The organism is Paraburkholderia sp. BL23I1N1 (assembly GCF_003610295.1).
Lineage (GTDB): Bacteria > Pseudomonadota > Gammaproteobacteria > Burkholderiales > Burkholderiaceae > Paraburkholderia.
In genome coordinates this window covers 373,281-392,233 of the sequence record NZ_RAPV01000001.1, presented here as the reverse complement: position 1 = coordinate 392,233, position 18,953 = coordinate 373,281, and the positions used below count along the sequence as shown (strand labels likewise).

The window sequence follows — 18,953 nt, the reverse complement described above, 5'->3', positions numbered from 1 at the left end:
CGAAACGGGCGAAAGCGGGCGAAAACGCGCCAAAACGGGCGCAATTCAGGCTCCGCATAATTCCTGGTGGGCACATTCGCTCGAAGCCGATATAGTAAGCATGCTTACTAATTTTGACGATCCCGGTTTCCCATGTCCTCCGACTCCACGCCGACGAGCGCCGCCGCCCCGCTCAACCGGCCGATGATCACCGTCGCGATCATGCTCGCCACGCTGATCCAGACGCTCGACAGCACCATCGCCAACGTCGCGCTGCCGCACATGCAGGGCACGCTGTCCGCGTCGCAGGACGAGATCACGTGGGTGCTGACCTCATATATCGTCGCGGCCGCGATCGCCACGCCCCTGACCGGCTGGCTGTCCGACCGGCTGAGCGTCAAGCGGCTGCTGATCTTCTCGATCGGCGGCTTCACCGTGGCCTCGGCGCTGTGCGGGTTGTCGGAAACGCTGACGCAGATCGTCGCGTCGCGTCTGCTGCAAGGGATTTTCGGGGCCTCGCTGGTACCACTGTCGCAGTCGATCCTGCTCGACATCAATCCGCGCGAAAAGCAGGGCCAGGCGATGGCCGTGTGGGGCATGGGCGTGATGGTCGGGCCGATTCTCGGCCCGACGCTCGGCGGCTGGCTCACCGATAGCTACAACTGGCGCTGGGTGTTTTTCATCAACGTGCCGATCGGTGCGTTTGCGCTATTCGGCGTGGCCACCTTCCTGCCGGCGCGCGAGCCGAAGCACGACGCGAAGTTCGACGCGTTCGGCTTTGCCACCCTGGGTCTCGCCATCGGCGCGTTGCAGGCAATGCTCGACCGCGGCGAGCAACTCGACTGGTTCGGCTCGAATGAAATTGTCATTGAGGCGCTGCTCGCGGCGATCAGCTTCGCGTTCTTCCTCGTGCATACGGCGACGGTCGGCAAGAAATCGTTCTTCAAGTACGAGTTGCTGAGGGATCCAAACTTCGCGACCGGCACGTTCTTCATCTTCGTGATCGGCGCGGTGATGTATGCGACACGCGCGTTGCTGCCGCCGATGCTGCAGAACCTGATGAACTATCCGGTCGCGACCACGGGTCTCGTCACGGCGCCGAGCGGCGCGGGGACCATGGTCGCGATGCTGTTTGCCGGGCGGCTATTGAAGCGGATCGACGCGCGGCTGTTGCTGCTCGCCGGCTTCCTGATCTCCGCATTTGCGCTCTGGCAGATGATGCAATACACGATCGTGCTGTCGGCGTCGGACATCGTCTGGCCCGGCGTGATCCAGGGCTTCGGCCTGGGTCTCGTGTTCGTGCCGCTGAGCGCGCTGACTTTCTCCACGCTCGCGCCCGAGCTGCGCGCGGACGGCACCGCAACGTACAGCCTGATGCGTAATATCGGCAGCAGTATCGGCATTTCGATCGTGCAGACGCTGATGACGCGCAACACGCAGGTCTCGCATGCCGACCTCGCGGCGAATATCACGCCCTTCAATCCGGCGATCCAGCCGATGCTCAACAGCGGCTCGAATTACGACCTGGCGGTGCTGAACGCGTCGATTACGCAGCAGGCGTCGATGATCTCCTACCTGAACGACTTCAAACTGATGTTCGTGGCCACGCTGCTGGTCATTCCGCTGCTGGTGTTGATCCGGCCGGCGCGCCAGGCGCCGGATGCGTCGGTGGCGCATGCGGCGATGGATTGAGCACGATCATGATGGCCGGCGGCAGGCGGCGCATTCGCGTCACGCTTACGCCTCGATTCTTCCGCGCGTCACGCCCAGCAATCCCGCCATCGCCTCGCGCGCCGCCACCGCCTTGCGGTCACGGATCGCTTCGAACACTGCCGTGTGCTCGGTCAGCGACGCGTTGAACACATCCGCGCGTTTCGCGTTCAGGCGCAGTTGCGCCTCCAACGTACGCTCGATCAGTGTGCCGAGCGGAATCAGCAATTCGTTGCTGCATGCCGTCAGCACGCTCAGATGAAACTGCAGATCGGCGCGCACCCATTCATCGACATTGCGCGCCGCGACCATTGACGCATGCGCTGCCGCCAGCGCGTTGAAGGTGTCGTCCGTGTGCGAGGCAGCCGCCAGAGCCGCCGCGTATGGTTCGATCATCTCGCGCATTTCCTGCAGCTTGAGCGCGAAGGCCATGGGCTCGGCCACGCGCGAGTACCAGTCGAGCACGTCGGCATCGAGCAGATTCCACGCCTGTTTCGGCCGCACTCGTGTACCCACCCGCGGACGCGATTCAATCAGCCCTTTCGACGTGAGCGTACGCAGCGCCTCGCGCAACACCGTCCGGCTCACGCCGAAGGTGTCGATCAACTCCGCCTCGCGCGGCAGGATCGAGTCGGGCGCGTAGTCGCCGCGCAGTATCGCGGTCGCCAGCAGATGGGCGACGCGCCCATGCAGATCGTGCTGAATAGCTTTCTCCCGGCAGCCTCTCGGCGCTATTGATATCGGACCTGAGCCCGGAATGGACCGCGATTATCCGGTATCTCAACCGGCTTACCCACTACTTGGGCGCCGCCACACACCCACCGCCCAGCCACTATTTGGCAAATAGTACTATTAATAGTACTTAAACGTGCTTTTGTTGTAGCATGTGAATCCTCGAAATTGCCTGCACACGCAGGCGCCCAGCCGCAAGGAGACGCACACCATGAAAATCACCAAGCTCGAAACCTTCATCGTTCCGCCGCGCTGGTGCTTCCTGAAGATCGAGACTGACGAAGGCATCGTCGGCTGGGGCGAGCCGGTGGTCGAAGGCCGGGCGCATACGGTGGCGGCCGCCGTCGAGGAACTGTCCGACTATCTGATCGGCAAAGACCCGCTGCTGATCGAAGACCACTGGCAGGTGATGTATCGCTCGGGCTTCTACCGCGGCGGCCCGATCACGATGAGCGCGATCGCCGGCGTCGACCAGGCGCTGTGGGACATCAAGGGCAAGCATCATGGCGTGCCGGTTCATGCGCTGCTGGGCGGCCAGGTGCGCGACAGGATCAAGGTGTATTCGTGGATCGGCGGCGACCGTCCGAGCGACGTCGCGAACAACGCGCGCGCCGTGGTCGAGCGCGGCTTCAAGGCGGTGAAGATGAACGGCTCGGAAGAGCTGCAGATCATCGACACCTTCGACAAGGTGCAAGGCGTCATCAACAACGTCGCCGCCGTGCGCGAAGCGGTTGGTCCGAACATCGGTATCGGCGTGGACTTCCATGGCCGCGTGCATAAGCCGATGGCGAAGGTGCTGGCTAAAGAACTCGACCCGTACAAGCTGCTCTTTATCGAGGAGCCGGTGCTGTCGGAAAACGCGGAAGCCTTGCGCGACATCGTCAATCAGACCAACACGCCGATCGCTTTGGGCGAACGTCTGTATTCGCGCTGGGACTTCAAGCACATCCTGTCGGGCGGCTACGTCGACGTCATCCAGCCGGACGCGTCGCACGCGGGCGGGATTACCGAGTGCCGCAAGATCGCGTCGATGGCCGAGGCGTACGACGTCGCGCTCGCGCTGCACTGCCCGCTGGGTCCGATTGCGCTGGCCACCTGCCTGCAGATCGACGCGGTGAGCTACAACGCGTTCATCCAGGAACAGAGCCTGGGCATTCACTACAACCAGGGCAACGACCTGCTCGACTACATCAGGAACCCTGAAGTCTTCAAATACGAAGACGGCTTCGTGTCGATTCCGCAAGGCCCGGGCCTCGGTATCGAAGTGAACGAAGAGAAGGTGCGCGAGATGGCGAAGGTCGGCCACCGTTGGCGCAATCCGGTGTGGCGCCACGAAGATGGCAGCGTCGCGGAATGGTAAAGGTGTGACGGCTTAACGGATTGACGAAGCGCCGCCTGCGGGCGGCGTTTTTCTTTTTCGGCGCTGGGCACGGGCGTTACGGTGCCGTGACGCGCGCTCCGTCGCAGTTACGTAACATCACGGACCGAAACGGCCTCAAGCCGCACTTTTCAGCCTTTCAACCGCCCCGCCCTGCTCTGCGCAAAGCCTTATCCAGAAAGGTTTTCCCGTCGTTCGTTCGGCACCGGACATACGCATGGCCCGCTCCTTGCTCAAATGCATTCAAACGACAATGCATCGGGGCAAATCATGGGCGAATTCCTTCCAGACTATCTGCTGCGCGAACAGGCCGCTGTCGGCGCCCTGGTGGCGTTCGGCGTGCTTCGCCTCATCGGCGCGATGCTCGCCTATGAACGCGGCTGGCGCATCTCCGTGGTCGAAAAGTGCTTTATCGCCGCCGCGGTGCTGTACTGCCTGCCGCAGCTCTTCGATCTGCTGACGCATATGTACGGCTCGCGTGCCGCAGGCGCGGAACTGGAAGGCAAAGCTGCGGGCTGCGCGATCGCGCTCTTCTGCACACCGATTCTCGGGCATCGGCTCGGCCTCGAATAACCGGGTTCACCGAACGAACGGATGCTCGCCATGCGACTGGGAAAGAGACCTGCGAAAGCCGCAAAGCCTGCTTACCGCGCCGGCGACGTGCTGACGCTCAAATCCGGCGGACGTCCGATGACGGCCACCTGGACCGGGCCGGTCCTGTTCGCGCCGGGCAACTGGCTGATCTGCCAGTGGTTCGGCAACGACGGCGAACTGCAGCAGGAGATGTTTCCGGAGGAGACACTGGAACGGGCGCACAACGCGCTCGCTGCGTAGAGGGCAATAGCAGAGTAGTAACGGATCAGCCAGCCACCGCCGGGCGACCGTGTGTATTGCGCCGCACGCTTTTGCAGTGCGGCGCTTTTTTTAGTCTCAGCCCAACGCGGCGAAGGCCGGCACGCTGTGCGACAAGACGGCCGCTGCGACGAACACGCCGATCATCGCCAGCGCCTCGAGATACAGCACGTTGACGAAGGTATGTGCGTCCATCGTCGAGGCCGTGCGGCGCAAGCGCGGCAGCGCCGAAAAGCGGTTGAGCCCTCCGAGCACCAGCGCGAGCGCGATCAGCGCAAGCTTCATTGTCAGCACATGGCCCCACGTGCTCATCTGGATCGCTTCAAACGAGCCGCCCGAACCCCGCACGGCATTGAACACGCCGGTGATCAGTACGAGCCCGACCGCCACCAGCGATACGCCCGACACCTGCGTTGCCGTGCGGATCAGCATCCCGCGGGCGGTCGACGTGCCGAGCGCGGGCAAGACCGAGATCCCCGCCGCCATCGCCAGCCCACCCCAGACGCTCGTGACCAGCACATGCAGCGTCTGCATGGCGATCGCCGCCGAGGCGGGGCCGGCGTCGGCCGCATGTCCGAGCGACGCCTTGCCCGCCGCGATCGCGATCACCGCGAGCCACAACAGCGCATTGCGCAGCATGCCCGTATGACTGGCCATGGCTGTGCCCAGCAACACCAGCGCGCCGGCGAACGCCACGCTCCAGCCATAACCCACATGGGTTTGCGTCAACACGGTCGGCACCACGCCGATGGCCGACGGCAACGCGACGCCGCTCATCGACGCCGCCTGATACAACAGCCAGCCGATATCCGCGAGCACCAGCACGACGGTGGCGGTCAGCATCGACCGTTGCGCGCGCAACCAGGCGGGCCGCGCCGGCGCGATCTTGGCCTGTGCGTCTTTAGCGAGCCACCCGCCAAGCAACGCCGAACCGACGGCAAACGCAAACGCGACATTCATGAGCGCGGCCATGGCGACCTGCCCGATCCACAGTCCGTCCATGCTCATTTGACGATGAACGCAAAGTTGCCCTGGGTGCGGTGGCCGTCCGTGGCAACCGCCGTCCACTGCACCGCGTAGCGGCCGGCCGTCAACGGCGGCAGCGCCAGATGCATCACTTTTGCGTCACTTTTGTCGACTTGCGCCGCAGCCGGCGCGGCGGGCTTGCCGTTCGCGTCGCTCAGTTCGATCTTGCTGAATGCCGGTTCGAGCGGCTCGGTGAAATGGATCGTCACTTCAGTGGCGGCGGTGACTTCGGCGTTCGCCGCGGGCTCGCTCGACACCAGATGCGCATGGGCAAAAGCCGTAGACGTCATGACCAGCGCGGCGGCGCCGAGCGTCAACGCACGCAGCGCCGGACGGGAAATATTGAATAGCTTCATGTAAGGCCGATAGCTTATGGAAAGTAAAACGATGGACGTTGAGCCAAGGGGCGTGGGCATCGGACAGACGCCGGCGCGCCCGGAAGTGTACGCTTCGATGGTCGGCGCGCGCGTCGGTTCAACCTGGTTTGTTATATAAGCGAGCAGGAGCAGCACGTGCGCCCGCGATCGAGCGAACAAAATCGAGATGGCCGACTCGCTTGCCGGACGGTGATGCGCGTCAAACTGTCGCACGACTGTCACAGCTGGAACCTTCTCTAATGTGGCAAATAGTCACCATCACCCTTCGATGATAGAATGCTGCGTCGCCGCAGCGCCGGCTGCCCTTCACACCGAGCCGCTCGAAGTTCGGTCAGGTCCCCGATTTTGATGGAGTTACGCGTGTCTTCAAGACGCATTTTCCGCCCGTTGCTTGCCCTTCTGCTGATCGGCTCCGCGGGTGTCTATAGCGCTGCGAAAGCGCAGACTCAACCGAAGGCCCCCGATACGATGGAAGCGCGCGTGCAAGGTTGCACGGCCTGCCACGGGTCGCACGGCCAAGGTACCGACAACGACTACTTCCCGCGTCTGGCGGGCAAGCCGGCCGACTATCTGTACAACCAGTTGCAGAACTTCCGCGAAGGGCGCCGCAAGTACCCGCCCATGAACTACCTCGTCACGTATCTTTCCGACGACTACCTTCATCAGATCGCCACGTACTTCTCGCAGCAACGCCCGCCGTACCCCACGCCGGCCAAGCCGACCGTGTCGGCGGCGATCGTTTCACGCGGCCAGCAGATCGTGCTGCACGGCGACGCATCCAAACAGATTCCGGCGTGCGCGGCTTGCCACGGCAAGGCGCTGACCGGCATGGAACCCGCTATCCCGGGTCTGGTCGGTCTGCATGCTGACTACATCAGCGCGCAGTTGGGCGCATGGCGTTCGGGCTCGCGTCATGCCATCGCACCTGATTGCATGCACACCATCGCCACCCGTCTGACCGATGACGACGTGAACGCCGTCGCAGCATGGCTTTCCACGCAAACGGCCCCACAAAACCCCGTGCCGGCTCCGGCCCGCTCGATGAAGACTCCGCTTGCCTGCGGCAGCGAACCGCAATAAGGCACCGGGAGAGACACTCAAATGAAACGCAAGTCTTTGTTCGCCCTCTCGGCAGTTGTCGTCGTTGCGGCTGCCGCACTCGTTCCCGTCCTGTGGTCGGGCGGCGACAATCTGCATAACGGCACGGCTATGGCGGCAACGCCCGCCGACCAGGCCGCGCTGATCAAGAAGGGCGAGTACCTCGCCCGCGCCGGCGACTGTATCGCCTGCCACACGGTGCGCGGCGGCAAGCAGTTCGCCGGCGGCCTGCCCATGGCCACGCCGTTCGGCACGATGTTCACGCCGAACATCACGCCTGACGACCAGTACGGTATCGGCAAGTGGACGCAGGACGACTTCTACCGCGCCATGCACACGGGCCGTTCGAAAGACGGCAGCCTGCTGTACCCGGGTTTCCCGTTCACGAGCTACACGAAGGTCACGCGTGCCGACTCGGACGCGATCTACGCGTACCTGCGCTCGGTTACGCCGGTCAATGTGCCGAGCCGTCCGCACGAACTGAAATTCCCGTTCAATCAGCGCAACATGCTGATCGGCTGGCGCACGCTGTTCTTCCGCGAAGGCGAGTACAAGGCTGATCCGACCAAGTCGGTCGAATGGAACCGTGGCGCTTACCTGATCGAAGGCCTCGGCCACTGCGGCATGTGCCACACCTCGATCAACGCGATGGGCGGCCCGGTCAGCTCGGCCGCGTTCGCCGGCGGCCTGATCCCGCTGCAGAACTGGTATGCGCCTTCGTTGACGTCGAACAAGGAAGCCGGCCTCGGCGACTGGGAAACCAAAGATATCGCCGATCTGCTCAAGACCGGTGTGTCGAACCGCGGCGCGGTGTTCGGTCCGATGGCTGAAGTGGTTCACAACAGCCTGCAGTACATGTCGGACGAAGACATCAACGCGATGGCAACGTACCTGAAGACGATTCCGCAGAAGAGCGAAGCACCGGAACAGCTGCAGCTCCAAACGTCGGAAAAGTTCGGTGGCGAACTGTTGAAGCAAGGTCAGAAGATCTACGCTGACAACTGCGCGAAGTGTCACGCGGAAAACGGCCTCGGTATGCCGCCGTCCTTCCCGCCGCTCGCGAATAACCAGTCGATCCAGATGCCGTCGGCGGTCAACCCGATCCGTATGGTTCTGAACGGCGGTTATCCGCCGAGCACGGAAGGCAATCCGCATCCGTACGGCATGCCGCCGTTTGCCCAGGCGCTGTCGAACACGGAAGTGGCAGCTGTCGTGACGTACATTCGTATGTCGTGGGGCAACCACGGTACGGCTGTGTCGCCGCAGCAAGTGTCCGATCTGCGTTCGGCGCCGCTCGACTAAGCAGCGCGAGATGCACCTGGGGCGCGGCCTGCGAATAACGCGGCCGCGCCCTTCGTTTTTTCAGGACCGGTATCATGTGGGTGGTATAAACCCTAATGAAACCGCGCAGGAGGAAAGAGCCGTGCATGTCGGTGAGCGTTTCAACAGCATTACCCATCTCGTCGGCGCCGTGCTGTCGGTGGCGGGGCTGGCTACGCTCGTGACAATGGGCGCGCTCGACGGCGACGCGTACAAGGTGGTGAGTTTCAGTGTCTACGGTGCGATGCTGTTCGTGCTGTATGCTATCTCGACGCTTTACCACAGCGTGCGCAACCCGCGTGTCAAAGCGGTTCTGCAAAAATGCGACCATTCGGCGATCTACCTGTTGATCGCCGGCAGCTACACCCCGTTCACGCTTGTGACCTTGCGCGGACCGTGGGGCTGGTCGCTATTCGGCGTAAGCTGGGGGCTTGCCGCTCTCGGCATCGTGCAGGAACTGACGCTCGGGCGACGCACCCGCAGCGTTTCGATGGTGCTGTATGTATTGATGGGATGGCTCGCGCTCGTTGCCGTCCGCCCGCTGGTTCAAGCTTTACCAGCAGCGGGTACCGCCTGGCTCGTGGCCGGCGGGATCATCTACAGCGCCGGTATCTACTTCTTCATCAACGACGAGCGCATCCGGCACGGACATGGTATCTGGCACCTGTTCGTACTGGCGGGCAGTCTGTGTCAATTCGTCAGTGTTGCGCGCTACGTCGCGTGACATCCCACGGCGGCGAAATGCAACTTAAGGCCAGTCAACGTGTCTGCATAGCGCGTTGAAGCATTCGGCACGCATTTGAGCGTGCCGCCGATTTCTCAGCGACCGGAACCGGGCTTTGGCCTCGAACGCGCCATCAAGGCGTGTTCATGCCGTGCTTGGGCCCGCTTGGGCACCCATTGGTGCCGTCTGGCTCCGTTCGCGAAACTGCATTGCAAAGAGCATTTATGTCTTTTGATTCCCTCGGCTTGTCCGAACCGCTGGTCCGCGCTGTACACGAACTCGGCTACACCACCCCGACTCCGATCCAGACGCAAGCGATCCCTGCTGTGCTCAACGGCGGCGACCTGCTGGCCGGCGCGCAGACTGGCACCGGCAAGACCGCCGGCTTTACGCTGCCGATCCTGCAGCGTCTTAACACCATGCCCGCTGTCACCACGGCCTCGGGCAAGCGCGCCGTGCGCGCGCTGATCCTCACGCCGACGCGCGAGCTGGCCGCCCAGGTTGAAGAAAGCGTGCGCGCCTACGGCAAGTATCTGAAGCTGAAGTCGACCGTGATGTTCGGCGGCGTCGGCATCAATCCGCAAATCGGCGCGCTGCGCAGCGGCGTGGACATCGTCGTCGCGACGCCCGGCCGTTTGCTCGACCACATGCAGCAGAAGACCATCGATCTGTCGCATCTCGAGATTCTCGTGCTGGACGAAGCCGACCGTATGCTCGACATGGGCTTCATCCATGACATCAAGCGCGTGCTTGCGAAGTTGCCGCCGAAGCGTCAGAACCTGCTGTTCTCGGCCACCTTTTCGGACGAGATCAAGACGCTCGCCGACAACCTGCTCGACTCGCCGGCGCTGATCGAAGTCGCCCGTCGCAACACAACGGCAGAGACGGTCGCGCAGAAGATTCACCCGGTGGATCGCGACAAGAAGCGCGAACTGCTCACGCACCTCATCAAGCAACACAACTGGTTCCAGGTGCTGGTGTTCACGCGCACCAAGCATGGCGCGAACCGCCTCGCCGAACAGCTGACCAAAGACAGCATCAGCGCGCTGGCGATTCACGGCAACAAGAGCCAGTCGGCCCGTACTCGCGCGCTTGCCGAGTTCAAGGACGGCACGCTGCAAGTGCTGGTCGCCACTGACATCGCGGCACGCGGCATCGATATCGATCAGCTGCCGCACGTGGTCAACTACGATCTGCCGAACGTGCCGGAAGATTACGTGCACCGCATCGGCCGCACGGGCCGCGCAGGCGCGACGGGCGAAGCGATCTCGCTGGTGTGCGTCGACGAACTGCAACTGCTGAAGGACATCGAGAAGCTGATCAAGCGTCCGGTGCCGCAGGAAGTGATCGCCGGCTTCGAACCGGATCCGACCGCGAAGCCGGAGCCGATTCTGCGCCGCGGCCAGGGTGGTGGTGGCGGTGGCGGCCGTTCGCCGCGTCAGGGCCAAGGTGCGCCGAAACGCGATGGCGCATCGTCTGCAAAGCCGGCGCAACGTTCGGGTCAGCGTCCGGCGAATGGTCAGCAGCAGCCGAAGCCGCAAGGTGCGAAGCCGGCCGGCAATGGTGGCCAGCCGCGCCGCGACGGCCAGCGTCATGACGGCCAGCCGCGTGCAGCAGCGCACGAAGGCAGCGCCGCGCAACATGCGCCGCGCAAGCCGCAGGGCGCAAAGCCGCAAGGCGGCAATCCGGGTGCTTTGCTGGGTGGCGCCAAGCCGCGCAGCGATGCGCCGCGTGGTGGTCAGCCGACGCGCAGCGGCCAACGCGGCCGCTAAGTGGCCGTTAAGTTTCAGGCACTGCCTGCTCGCTAGCCGTCTTTCGAGACTATCGGCTAGCCGCAGCGGCAGCTTGCTTCAGGTGCTCGATCTGTCGTTCCCATCGATCGAGCACCTTCTCCCCCTCCCCTTGCAGTTCAAACGTAATGCCGCTTGTCAGGCGCGCATAACGCACGCTCTGCGCCTCCCCTGTGTCAATCGAGCCGATGAGGTACACGAGGCCGCTGTCGTCGCCCGTCACGCCCGCTAGCGGCGTGCAACGCAACTGCACCTGATAGAACGCCTCGTCGCAAACGAATGTGAGCGCGGCCCGGCCGCTTTGCGCGATCACGCGCGCCGCCCGAGCCTGCGGCCACAATGCGAAGCACAGCGAGCGCGAATCAGGCGCGTACAACTCGCCGACGCCGAGCAGCGACGTACGGACATGGCCATTCGCATCGACGGTGAGCAGCGACGCAGTGAAGCCCGTCTTGCTCGCCAGCGACGAACCGTCGAATAACGTGCGGACGGCGTCGGGCCATTCGTCGAACACGTTCTGTTCGAGCGGACGTTCGGGTGAAGGAGATTCGCTCATCGTATCGATCCGGTCAGAAGCAAGTTGCGAAGGTTGCGAACGCTTGCAAAGATCCGCTTGCAAAGATCAATCATGCCTCGAAAAAATATGTCCCGCGCGAGCGGGTCATGCAACTTCATCTGTACGCCATAGGCTCAGCAGATAAACATCAGCGAAAGAACACGTGCTGCGTGATCTTGGCGAGCGGGTAATGCACGCCCGGCTGAATCTTGGCCGGCAGATCGAGCGGCTTGAGCAGCATCTTCACGCACATGTCCGCCGACAGATTGCGCCGCACCAGCGCGTTGATTCGAGCCGCGCGTTCGCGGTTATAGGCCGAATCGTGCACGCGTTCAGGATAACGAATCGCAAAGACATGGCGCAATGCGATCTCCGAGTCTTCGTTCTTGATTTCCATCACGCGGCGCATCAACGCACCGAGAACGGCAAGACGCCCATTGCCTTCGATCTTGTTGTACTTCTTGAAGAACTTGAAAAAGTGCTTGTAGTGACGAACTTCGTCGGTGCGAATGTTGTCGGTAATCTGCTTGAGCATGGGCTCGTCCGAACATTCGCCGATCGCGCGATAGAGCGTAGCGGTACCCGTTTCCACCACACAGCGTGCAACCATCTCGAGCGCGCGGGTTTTTTCGAAGTCTTCGAATGAGCAGGTCAGCGAATACTCTTCCATGAAATTGCGGAACGCAGTGTCCCAATCGAACTCAGGCCAGACGTAGGCGACATACGTCTTGAGCGCGCGGCCGTGCTGCATCTCTTCCGGCTCCCATTCCTGGTTGAGCCAGGCGGAGACTTCCGGGTCGCCGTCGAAGAAAGTGCTCAGATTGCTGGTGTAAAGATCAGTGCCGCTTTCGATAAATGAAGCGGCGCACAACAGAAGCAGCAGGTCTTCGTTAGCGACAGCCTTCTGGCGATCTATGCGCGTGAGGTCGATATCCTCGATCCGCCAGGGCATCACATGGTTCAGCTCGGTGTGCATTGTTTCGTTGCTCCGAAAGCTGTATCGACTCGTGGAGCACGCTCGAAACCGTCCGCTATCGCAAGGACGGTCCGCCGTGTCAGATACAGCGCCTTGAATTAGAGTTAACCCCTTGTATCTTGCATCTTAGCTGGTGTTCGGCAACTCTGCAGATAACCCAGCACAGACCATACCCGGCCGCTGCAGTTCCAATTTCACAGTAGTCAAATCCTTCGGATGGTTACAAGGGGCTCGCGCAGGGCACAAAAAAAGCCAGCTCGAAGCGCTGGCTTTGACCTGAACAGAATGCGCGTCAAGCGCGGCAAGGCTCGCTGCGCAGCACAATGGCCGCTAGACCGTCATGCGAGTTGAACGCCTTCGAGATGCCTGAAGCGCCGCATACGCCACGCAACCACGACGAGCGACAACCCCGACAGCACCGCGGCAATCAGGACGTAATAACTTGGCGCGAGCTTGTCGCCGGTCAAGTGAATGAAGGTCTCCACAATCGTCGGCGCAAAGCCGCCAAAAATCGTCACGCCAATGCTGTAACCGATTGAAAGACCCGTCGAGCGCACTTGCGTCGGGAAGATCTCGGACATCAGCGAGGGCATCGGTCCGGAGTAAGCCGCCTTGAAAATTCCGGCGGTGCCTTGCAACAGTAGCAGCCAGCCGATCGTCGGATGCGATTGCAGCAAAGCGAACATCGGATAGATCAATAGGCCCATGAGAATCGACGTCGTCAGCATGATGCGAATCCGGCCGATGCGGTCGGACAATGCGCCCATCACCGGCGACAGTAGAAACTGCAAGCCGCCATTGAGCACCACCACACCGAACGACGCCGCAGCCGGCATGTGCAACTGCTTGACCGCATACATCGGCATGTAAAGTTGCAGCACGTACACGCCGACCGTTGATTGCGCAACGATGCCCACGGCCAGCAGCAGGTTCACCCACTGGTTGCTGAATGACGCGCTCTTGTCCTCAGGCATCGCCTGACGCTTACTTGCGGTCTCACGCGCTTCACGCAACGCGAGAAACTCCGGCGTCTCATCGAGATGCGAACGGATGTAGTAGCCCACCGGCCCGACCAGCAGACCGAACACGAACGGCAGGCGCCAGCCCCAGCTATTGAGTTGCTCGGGCGGCATCCACGCGGTCAGGAGCGAACCAAAGGCCGCAGCGGTGATCGCGGCCAGACCCTGGCTCGCGAACTGCCAGCTCGCGTAGTAGCCCCGCCGCGACGCGCTGTGCTCGACCATGAAGGCCGTGGCGCTGCCGAACTCGCCGCCCACCGCAAAGCCTTGCACGAGCCGGGCGAGCAGGATCAACACGGGTGCCGCAATACCGATCGACGCATACGGCGGCATCACCGCCATGGTGAAGGTGCCGACCATCATCAGCGCGATGGCGAGCGTGAGCGCCGCCTTACGGCCCTTGCGGTCGCCGTAGACGCCCAGCACAACGGCGCCCAGCGGCCGCATCAGGAACGAGATGCCGAAGGTGGCGATGGCGAGCAGCGTCGAGAGCCACTCGTCCTGCATCGGGAAAAACTGTTTTGCGATGATGGTCGCGAAGTAGCCGTAGACCAGAAAGTCGAACCACTCGAGCGCGTTGCCGACCGACGACGAAAACACGATACGCCGCACCGTCGCTTTGGAAAGCGGCGCGGACGTGGAATGGAGGGAAACTGTTGCGGGTTGCGACGCGGGGATGTTCATGGTGTCTCCTGCCCTGCCTGATTTTTGATGCGCCCGGTGCCCGGCTGTCACGCGCGGTCCGTTGCCTGCGCGTGACGCCTTGCTTTAATGGCTTGATCGGTTTGCCCCACGAGAATGCGTCATGCATCGTCAACGGATGAACCGAGGCGCGGCCGCCGCATATGCGGCGCCGCGCTTCTTCGCTTGAGTCGTTTAGAACCCGGCGGCCAGCCCGTCGCGACGGCCGTCGCTCGCCGCGACATAGCCGCGCTCGGGATCGTTACGGTCGAGCTTCCAGATGTACTGGCCGGAGCCGAAGTCCATATACGGATCGTCGACCGACTTGATCGTGTGACCCAACTTCTGCAGTGCCGCGGCGGTCTTCGGATCGAGCGTCGATTCGATGTCGATGGTGAAGTCGCGATTGACCTTCCAGCGCGGTGCGTCGCAGGCGGCCTGCGGCTGCTGACCGTAGTCGAGCATCCGCACGATCGATTGCAGATGGCCTTGCGGCTGCATATCGCCGCCCATCACGCCGAAGCTCATCACCGCTTCCGGCCTGCCGTCCACCTGCTGCGTCAGGAACGACGGGATGATGGTGTGGAACGGGCGCTTGCCGCCTTCCACCACATTCGGCGACTTCGGGTCCATCGAGAATCCGCAGCCGCGGTTCTGCATGGCGATGCCGCTGTCCGGCACCACGATGCCCGAGCCGAAGCCCATATAGTTCGACTGGATGAAGCTGACCATCATGCCGCGCCCGTCCGCCACCGACATGTAGATCGTGCCGCCGGCCTTCGGCATGCCGAAGTCGAACTGCGTGGCGCGCTTCGGGTCGATCAGCTTCGCGCGCGACGTGAGGTACGCGTCGTCGAGCATCTGCTCGGGCGTGACTTCCATCGAACGCGGATCGGCGACGTAGCGGTAGACGTCGGCGAACGCCAGCTTCATGGCTTCGATCTGCACATGCTGCGACTCGACGTTGTCGACGGCGAGTTCTTTCATGTCGAACTTTTCGAGGATGCCCAAGGCGATCAGCGCCGCGATGCCCTGGCCGTTCGGCGGAATTTCATGCACGGTGTAACCGCGATAGTCCTTGCCGATCGGTTCGACCCAATCGGCGCGGTAGTTGCGCAGATCGTCGAGGGTCAACGCGCCGCCGCCTTCCCGCGCAAACGCCGCGATCTGCTCGGCGATCTCGCCTTCGTAGTACGCGCGCGGGCCCTGTTCGGCCAGCTTGCGCAGCGTCTTCGCGTGGCCGGGAAAGCGCACCAGCTCGCTGACTTCCGGCGCGCGCCCGCGTGGCATGAAGGTTTGCGCGAAGCCCGGCAGGTCTTTCAGCTCCGGTACGGCCGCCGCCCACTTGTAGGCGACGATGCTCGCCACCGCATGACCGCGCTCGGCGATTTCGATCGCCGGCTCCATCAGGTCGGCGAACGGCAGCGTGCCGAATTTCTGATGCAAGGCTTCCCAGCCGGCAATCACGCCGGGTACCGTCACCGCGTCCCAACCGCGTTTGGGTTGCTTCGCGAGACCATTTTCCTCACCGTATTTGCGCTTGAAGTAATCGACGTTCCACGCCGCCGGCGAGACGCCCGACGCATTCAGGCCATGCAGCTTCTGGCCGTCCCACACCAGCGCGAAGGCGTCGCCGCCAAGGCCGCACGACACGGGCTCGACCACCGTGATGGCGGCTGCCGCCGCGATCGCCGCGTCGACGGCGTTACCGCCTTTCCACAACATCCGCAGCCCGGCTTGGGCGGCGAGCGGATGCGAAGTCGAAACGATGTTGCGCGCGAATACAGGCAGACGCGGCGTCGGATAGGGGTTTTGCCAATTAAAGCCAGTCATGTCGAACACTCTCGAAAGCGTGGGCCGACGCGTTTTCGAACGCCGGAAACCAAGGGAAACGGGTAACAACGCGGGTAAAGCGCGGAACCATGGATTGCAGCGCGATCCGGCACAAAAAACAAATTCATTTATCAAATGAATAAATGCGCAAAAGACCTGAATGATTCGCCTCAGGGTCGTTGCCGGGTCGCTGCTGGCTCGCTGCTGGGTCGCTCCGCATCCGAACCATGACGCACGAGTTGGCAGACATGACGTGCGATGGTCTTACAATACGCTCACCCTCGTTCACGCATGATCCGTTTTCCAGCTCGGCTTTTTGCGCCGGTGGCGGGCAGCGCCGATAAAAAACCCACGACCCGAGACACATGACCCGAGACCCCCGCCTGACTCTCAACGCCCGGCAACAGGAACTGCTGGAGTGGGTGCAACGCGACGGCTTCGTGACCGTGGACGACCTTGCGGCTCACTTCGACGTGACACCGCAGACGATCCGCCGCGACGTCAACTGGCTCGCCGACATGAACCTGCTGCGCCGTTATCACGGCGGCGCCAGTCTGCCGACCAGTTCCGAGAACGTCTCGTACACGGCGCGTCAACGGATGTTCCATGAAGAGAAACGGCGCATTGCGGCGCTAGTGGCCACTCACATTCCCGACCAGGCGTCGCTCTTCATCAACCTCGGCACGACCACTGAAGAAGTCGCGCGGGCGCTCAACCGGCATCGCGGCCTGCGCGTGATCACCAACAATCTGAACGTCGCCAGCATGATGAGCGGCTACCCGGATTGCGAAGTGCTGGTGACAGGCGGCATCGTGAGACCTTGGGATAAGGGCATCGTCGGCGAACTGGCGATCGACTTTATCCGGCAGTTCAAGGTGGACTTCGCGATCATCGGGACGTCGAGCATCGAAGCGGACGGCACGCTGCGCGATTTCGACACCCGCGAGGTGCGCGTGGCCGAGGCGATCATCCAGCACGCGCGCACGGTATTTCTCGCCGCGGACAACTCCAAATTCGGCCGCCCGGCGCTCGTCCGCCAAGGTCATCTCGACCAGATCGACGCGCTTTTCACCGACGCCGCCCCGCCCGCCGAAATGAGCGAAACGCTCGCGGCCGCCAACTGCCAGGTGTATATCGCCGAGTAATCCAGGCGTCTTCGGCCATGTTGCAGTGCACGCAAAACTTCGAGTGAAATCAAGGATCTGGCCGCTGCTCCAAACCGCCTCTGCACCGCCCAATTGTCAAAGGGAAAATTTACTGGGGCCCCTTTGGTGTTTGTCTGGCGGTTGACTACACTCCAGTTCCCCGGCGTCCGTTCCGCGTTACGCGGTGCGCCGGCAGCGTGAACCTGTCGTGATAGCCGCACCTCCCGCCTGATCCTCTAGCGGACTTCACTGGCCTCGGGCCAGTCGCCTGCAAGGCCGTCCGCGTTAGCTTGACATGGAGAGAACGATGCTGAGTCCGCATGAATTCGCCACGTTGTTGCTCGTCAAGGACGCCCCCAATCAAGTCGACATGGAACGAGAAGAGCTCGACGCCCTGCTGGAACGCCAGCTTGTGCAGCTCGAACGGCTCGCATCGGGCAACGAACAATGGCGCGTAACCGAAACCGGCGACAGCGCACTCCGGGCCATCAAACGTTTTTCCTAGTACGTTGGATTTTGCAGAAGCGGCCGCTCGATCGGCCGCTTTGTTGTGTCCAATTCATTTACACGGTAAATTGACGCGACGGACCTTCTGCCTTCGCGCATGCCAAAAACACTTTCCTCCGACGACATCCAGCAATTCCGCGAAACCATGCGGCGCGTGGCCGAAAACGCGTTCGCCACGCGCGGCGCGCAAGGCGTGACGATGCGCGAACTGGCAAAGGAACTGGGTTGCAGCGCGATGACGCCCTATCGCTACTTCCGCGACAAGGAGGAGATCCTTGCGATGGTTCGCGCCGCGGCGTTCAACCGCTTCGCGGCGCGGCTCGAAGCCGCGGCGAAACAGGCTCCGGCGACCGACCACTCCGCCGTCGCCGAAGCCTACGTGGCGTTCGCGCTGGACGAGCCGCATGCCTACCGCCTGATGTTCGATCTGACCCAGCAGGACGGCGCTTACCCGGAACTCACCGCCGCGTCGCAGCGTGCCTGGCGCATGCTCGGGGCGCACTTCGAGCAGCTCGTGGCTGCGGGCATTCTGGAAGGCGACCCCCAATTGATCGGCTACGCCTACTGGGCAAGCCTGCACGGCTTCACCATGCTGGCGCTCGCCAATCAGTTGCCATTGCCACAGGCGCAACAAAGCGCCGCGAGCAACGCGCCGACGCGCGAAGCCGTGTTCGCGCAGATTCGCCGGATGTTGTGGCGCGGAGCCCTGCCGCAGCGCGGCTAGCCTCGCATTCGCCGGTCAACTCGCTCGACGCGAATCTCCCGGCGGGAAGGAACGGATGGAGAAAACCGCGCGTGAAGTTCAGCCCGCGCGCAAGGTCGGGTCGGCTGCCGCGCGCCAGCTCAACGCCTTGGCTCGCTGGTCGATGAAGAACGCAACCCACTGATTGCGCACCTGCGGATCGGCACTCACGCCCTGGCTCGAATAGCGCTGCGCAATCGACGCCTGGAACGCGCAGTAATCGTCCTTCGATAACTTGCCACGCCGGTTCGCCACGTACGCGTCGAACAGCGTCGCGTAGACGCTTTGCGCGTCGTTGCCGTAGTCGATCGTTTGGGCACTGCACATCTGTTGCAACGATGCGAACGAGGGCGCGCCCATCGTCCCGTTCAAGCTCGGCGAGCTGATGCATCCCGTCAGGAGCGCAGCGGCGCCGATTATCCAAAGTCCACGCATAAATTCACCTCGAAATGGCTGCTGCCGAGAGTATCGTCCGTGGCCACGCGTTTCGCCACCACCGTTTCGCCAC

General features: G+C 62.6%; 19 protein-coding genes. 11 read left to right on the top strand and 8 right to left on the bottom strand.

Translation table 11 applies throughout. The features are described from left to right. Positions 1 to 132 precede the first annotated feature (132 nt). Positions 133 to 1,671 (top strand): DHA2 family efflux MFS transporter permease subunit, encoded by a 1,539-nt coding sequence (locus tag B0G76_RS01940; protein WP_120289658.1) that lies wholly within the window; start codon positions 133 to 135, stop codon positions 1,669 to 1,671. A gap of 45 nt (positions 1,672 to 1,716) precedes the next feature. On the opposite strand, the gene B0G76_RS01935 is transcribed toward B0G76_RS01940, so the two are convergent. Further along, positions 1,717 to 2,424: an FCD domain-containing protein gene (locus tag B0G76_RS01935; protein ID WP_183082191.1), complete on the bottom strand. Its 708-nt coding sequence runs from the start codon at positions 2,422 to 2,424 to the stop codon at positions 1,717 to 1,719. Positions 2,425 to 2,632: 208 nt separating this feature from the next. Between B0G76_RS01935 and dgoD the strand changes: the two genes are divergently transcribed. From dgoD to B0G76_RS01920, 3 genes are all read left to right on the top strand, one after another. Then, positions 2,633 to 3,781, top strand: coding sequence for a galactonate dehydratase (gene dgoD / locus B0G76_RS01930; protein WP_120296140.1), 1,149 nt, complete (start codon positions 2,633 to 2,635; stop codon positions 3,779 to 3,781). Positions 3,782 to 4,069: 288 nt separating this feature from the next. After that, the gene (locus B0G76_RS01925) at positions 4,070 to 4,372 is read left to right on the top strand and encodes a hypothetical protein (RefSeq protein WP_120289654.1); all 303 of its coding nucleotides are present in this window, start codon (positions 4,070 to 4,072) and stop codon (positions 4,370 to 4,372) included. 30 nt (positions 4,373 to 4,402) lie between these two features. Then, positions 4,403 to 4,633 (top strand): YodC family protein, encoded by a 231-nt coding sequence (locus B0G76_RS01920; RefSeq protein WP_120296139.1) that lies wholly within the window; start codon positions 4,403 to 4,405, stop codon positions 4,631 to 4,633. Between the two features lie 96 nt (positions 4,634 to 4,729). Here B0G76_RS01920 and B0G76_RS01915 read toward each other — a convergent pair whose 3' ends face one another. After that, the gene (locus B0G76_RS01915; protein WP_120289652.1) at positions 4,730 to 5,659 is read right to left on the bottom strand and encodes a CopD family protein; all 930 of its coding nucleotides are present in this window, start codon (positions 5,657 to 5,659) and stop codon (positions 4,730 to 4,732) included. Then, on the bottom strand, positions 5,656 to 6,033 hold the full coding sequence (gene copC, locus B0G76_RS01910; RefSeq protein ID WP_120296138.1) for a copper homeostasis periplasmic binding protein CopC: 378 nt from the start codon (positions 6,031 to 6,033) through the stop codon (positions 5,656 to 5,658). The genes B0G76_RS01915 and copC overlap by 4 nt, the downstream gene beginning before the upstream one ends. Before the next feature lie 369 nt (positions 6,034 to 6,402). Between copC and B0G76_RS01905 the strand changes: the two genes are divergently transcribed. The 4 genes from B0G76_RS01905 to B0G76_RS01890 all read left to right on the top strand — a co-directional run bounded on the left by B0G76_RS01905 (position 6,403) and on the right by B0G76_RS01890 (position 10,968). Next, positions 6,403 to 7,134, top strand: a complete 732-nt coding sequence (locus B0G76_RS01905) for a cytochrome c (protein WP_120289650.1) — start codon at positions 6,403 to 6,405, stop codon at positions 7,132 to 7,134. A 21-nt stretch (positions 7,135 to 7,155) separates the two neighbouring features. Further along, positions 7,156 to 8,454, top strand: coding sequence for a cytochrome c (locus tag B0G76_RS01900; protein ID WP_120289648.1), 1,299 nt, complete (start codon positions 7,156 to 7,158; stop codon positions 8,452 to 8,454). Between the two features lie 121 nt (positions 8,455 to 8,575). Next, the gene (gene trhA / locus B0G76_RS01895) at positions 8,576 to 9,196 is read left to right on the top strand and encodes a PAQR family membrane homeostasis protein TrhA (protein ID WP_074282261.1); all 621 of its coding nucleotides are present in this window, start codon (positions 8,576 to 8,578) and stop codon (positions 9,194 to 9,196) included. A 224-nt stretch (positions 9,197 to 9,420) separates the two neighbouring features. Further along, positions 9,421 to 10,968 carry a DEAD/DEAH box helicase gene (locus B0G76_RS01890; protein ID WP_120289646.1) on the top strand — a complete coding sequence of 516 codons (1,548 nt, stop codon included), beginning with the start codon at positions 9,421 to 9,423 and terminating at the stop codon, positions 10,966 to 10,968. A gap of 49 nt (positions 10,969 to 11,017) precedes the next feature. Here B0G76_RS01890 and B0G76_RS01885 read toward each other — a convergent pair whose 3' ends face one another. From B0G76_RS01885 to ggt, 4 genes are all read right to left on the bottom strand, one after another. Beyond that, on the bottom strand, positions 11,018 to 11,542 hold the full coding sequence (locus B0G76_RS01885; RefSeq protein WP_120296137.1) for a pyridoxamine 5'-phosphate oxidase family protein: 525 nt from the start codon (positions 11,540 to 11,542) through the stop codon (positions 11,018 to 11,020). A gap of 148 nt (positions 11,543 to 11,690) precedes the next feature. Next, positions 11,691 to 12,518 carry a ferritin-like domain-containing protein gene (locus B0G76_RS01880; protein ID WP_120289644.1) on the bottom strand — a complete coding sequence of 276 codons (828 nt, stop codon included), beginning with the start codon at positions 12,516 to 12,518 and terminating at the stop codon, positions 11,691 to 11,693. A gap of 338 nt (positions 12,519 to 12,856) precedes the next feature. Next, positions 12,857 to 14,221 (bottom strand): MFS transporter, encoded by a 1,365-nt coding sequence (locus B0G76_RS01875; RefSeq protein ID WP_120289642.1) that lies wholly within the window; start codon positions 14,219 to 14,221, stop codon positions 12,857 to 12,859. A gap of 192 nt (positions 14,222 to 14,413) precedes the next feature. Then, a complete protein-coding gene (ggt, locus tag B0G76_RS01870; protein WP_120289640.1) occupies positions 14,414 to 16,051 on the bottom strand; it encodes a gamma-glutamyltransferase in 1,638 nt (545 codons plus the stop codon). Positions 16,052 to 16,416: 365 nt separating this feature from the next. On the opposite strand from ggt, the gene B0G76_RS01865 reads away from it, so the two are divergent. The 3 genes from B0G76_RS01865 to B0G76_RS01855 all read left to right on the top strand — a co-directional run bounded on the left by B0G76_RS01865 (position 16,417) and on the right by B0G76_RS01855 (position 18,427). Beyond that, complete coding sequence (locus B0G76_RS01865; RefSeq protein ID WP_120289638.1) at positions 16,417 to 17,196, top strand: DeoR/GlpR family DNA-binding transcription regulator; 780 nt, start codon at positions 16,417 to 16,419, stop codon at positions 17,194 to 17,196. A 307-nt stretch (positions 17,197 to 17,503) separates the two neighbouring features. After that, complete coding sequence (locus B0G76_RS01860) at positions 17,504 to 17,701, top strand: hypothetical protein (protein WP_054034465.1); 198 nt, start codon at positions 17,504 to 17,506, stop codon at positions 17,699 to 17,701. A 99-nt stretch (positions 17,702 to 17,800) separates the two neighbouring features. Continuing rightward, positions 17,801 to 18,427, top strand: a complete 627-nt coding sequence (locus B0G76_RS01855; protein ID WP_120289636.1) for a TetR/AcrR family transcriptional regulator — start codon at positions 17,801 to 17,803, stop codon at positions 18,425 to 18,427. Between the two features lie 78 nt (positions 18,428 to 18,505). On the opposite strand, the gene B0G76_RS01850 is transcribed toward B0G76_RS01855, so the two are convergent. Beyond that, on the bottom strand, positions 18,506 to 18,880 hold the full coding sequence (locus B0G76_RS01850) for a hypothetical protein (RefSeq protein WP_120289634.1): 375 nt from the start codon (positions 18,878 to 18,880) through the stop codon (positions 18,506 to 18,508). Between the last annotated feature and the right edge of the window lie 73 nt (positions 18,881 to 18,953).